This window comes from Streptomyces sp. NRRL B-24572 (assembly GCF_002156145.1).
Classification (GTDB): Bacteria; Actinomycetota; Actinomycetes; order Streptomycetales; family Streptomycetaceae; genus Streptomyces; species Streptomyces vietnamensis.
Map to the genome: position 1 here is coordinate 1 of NZ_MWIG01000832.1, position 2812 is coordinate 2812.

General features: G+C 70.3%; 1 protein-coding gene. It reads right to left on the reverse strand.

Annotated features, from left to right (window positions below; genetic code table 11):
- The coding region (gene ileS, locus CCN56_RS36860; protein ID WP_107484284.1) for an isoleucine--tRNA ligase at window positions 1–2812 on the reverse strand (2812 nt) is incomplete at both ends.

Consider the following 2812-nt stretch of genomic DNA (forward strand, 5'->3'; position numbering starts at 1 on the left):
GTCGCCTCGGACTCGGGCGCGACGGAGCTCCGGGGTGATCTCCAGGTCCAGGGCGACCGTCGCGCCCGAGTCCGAGGCGACCGACCAGCCCTCGCGGGGGGTCTCCGTGATGATGATCTCCTCCGGCGTGACGGTGATCTCCTCGCCGTTCACCGAGAGCGTCGCCTCGCCGGAGCGCAGGGCCAGCGACAGGGCCGCCGCGTCGGCCGCCGCCACCGCCTTCGCCACGTCCTGGACGCCCTTGCCGAAGCGCTTGCCCAGGGCCCGGAAGTTCGCCTTGGCCGTCGTGTCGACGAGCGAGCCGCCCACCTCCGACAGGGACGCCAGCGACGAGACGTTCAGCTCTTCCGTGATCTGGGCCTGGAGCTCCGGCGACAGCGCCGCGAAGCCCGTCGCCGCGACCAGCGCGCGGGACAGCGGCTGGCGGGTCTTGACGCCGGACTCGGCGCGGGTGGCGCGGCCGAGTTCGACCAGGCGGCGGACCAGGAGCATCTGCTCCGAGAGGGTGCCGTCGATCAGCGTGGCGTCCGCCTCCGGCCAGGTGGCCAGGTGGACCGACTCCGGGGCGTCCGGCGTCACCGGCGCCACCAGGTCCTGCCAGACCCGCTCGGTGATGAACGGGGTCAGCGGGGCCATCAGGCGGGTGACCGTCTCGATGACGTCGTGGAGCGTGCGCAGCGCGGAGGCGTCGCCCTGCCAGAAGCGGCGGCGCGAGCGGCGCACGTACCAGTTGGAGAGGTCGTCGACGAAGGCCGAGATCAGCTTGCCGGTGCGCTGGGTGTCGTACGACTCCATCGCCTCGGTCGTCTCGGCGACCAGCGTGTTCAGCTCGCTCAGGAGCCAGCGGTCCAGGACCGTGCGGTCGGCCGGCGCCGGGTCCGCCGCGCTCGGCGCCCAGCCGGACGTACGGGCGTACAGGGCCTGGAAGGCGACCGTGTTCCAGTACGTGAGGAGGGTCTTGCGGACGACCTCCTGGATCGTGCCGTGGCCCACGCGCCGCGCCGCCCACGGGGAGCCGCCGGCCGCCATGAACCAGCGGACCGCGTCGGCGCCGTGCTGGTCCATCAGCGGGATCGGCTGGAGGATGTTGCCCAGGTGCTTGGACATCTTGCGGCCGTCCTCGGCGAGGATGTGGCCGAGGCAGACCACGTTCTCGTAGGACGACTTGTCGAAGACCAGGGTGCCGACCGCCATCAGCGTGTAGAACCAGCCGCGGGTCTGGTCGATGGCCTCGGAGATGAACTGCGCCGGGTAGCGGCTCTCGAACAGCTCCTTGTTCCGGTACGGGTAGCCGTACTGCGCGAACGGCATCGAGCCCGAGTCGTACCAGGCGTCGATGACCTCCGGCACGCGGGTGGCGGTCTTCGAACAGCTCGGGCACGGGAACGTGACCGCGTCGATGTACGGGCGGTGCGGGTCGAGCTCCGACTGGTCGGTGCCCGTCAGCTCCGTGAGCTCGGCGCGCGAGCCCACGCAGGTCAGGTGGTCGTCCTCGCAGCGCCAGATCGGCAGCGGGGTGCCCCAGTAGCGGTTCCGGGAGAGCGCCCAGTCGACGTTGTTCGTCAGCCAGTCGCCGAAGCGGCCGTGCTTGACCGACTCCGGGAACCAGTTGGTCTTCTCGTTCTCCTGGAGCATGCGGTCCTTGACCGCGGTCGTACGGATGTACCAGGACGGCTGCGCGTAGTAGAGCAGGGCCGTGTGGCAGCGCCAGCAGTGCGGGTAGCTGTGCTCGTACGCGATGTGCTTGAAGAGCAGGCCGCGCGCGTCCAGGTCGGCGGTGAGCGCCTCGTCGGCCTTCTTGAAGAAGACGCCGCCGACCAGCGGCACGTCCTCCTCGAAGGTGCCGTCGGGGCGGACCGGGTTCACGACCGGCAGGCCGTACGCCTTGCAGACCTTGAGGTCGTCCTCACCGAAGGCGGGGGACTGGTGGACCAGACCCGTACCGTCCTCGGTCGTGACGTACTCGGCGTTGACGACGTAGTGGGCCGGCTCGGGGAACTCCACCAGCTCGAAGGGGCGCTGGTAGGTCCAGCGCTCCATGTCCTTGCCCGTGAAGGACTCGCCCGTGGTCACCCAGCCCTCGCCGAGCGCCTTCTCCAGGAGCGGCTCCGCGACGACCAGCTTCTCGTCGCCGTCCGTGGCGACCACGTAGGTCACCTCGGGGTGGGCGGCGACCGCCGTGTTGGACACCAGGGTCCACGGGGTCGTCGTCCAGACCAGGAGCGCCGCCTTGCCGGCGAGCGGGCCGGAGGTCAGCGGGAAGCGGACGTAGACCGAGGGGTCGACGACCGTCTCGTAGCCCTGCGCCAGCTCGTGGTCGGAGAGGCCGGTGCCGCAGCGGGGGCACCAGGGGGCGACGCGGTGGTCCTGGACCAGGAGGTCCTTGTCGAAGATCTGCTTGAGCGACCACCAGACCGACTCGATGTACGAGGGGTCCATGGTCCGGTACGCGTCGTCGAGGTCGACCCAGTAGCCCATGCGGGTCGTGAGCTCGGCGAAGGCGTCGGTGTGACGGGTCACGGACTCGCGGCACTTCGCGTTGAACTCCGCGATGCCGTATTCCTCGATGTCCTTCTTGCCGGAGAAGCCGAGCTCCTTCTCGACGGCGAGCTCGACCGGCAGGCCGTGGCAGTCCCAGCCGGCCTTGCGGGCCACGTGGTAGCCGCGCATGGTCCGGAAGCGGGGGAACACGTCCTTGAAGACGCGGGCCTCGATGTGGTGGGCGCCGGGCATGCCGTTGGCGGTGGGCGGGCCCTCGTAGAACACCCACTCGGGGCGTCCCTCGGACTGCTCAAGGGTCTTCGCGAAGACC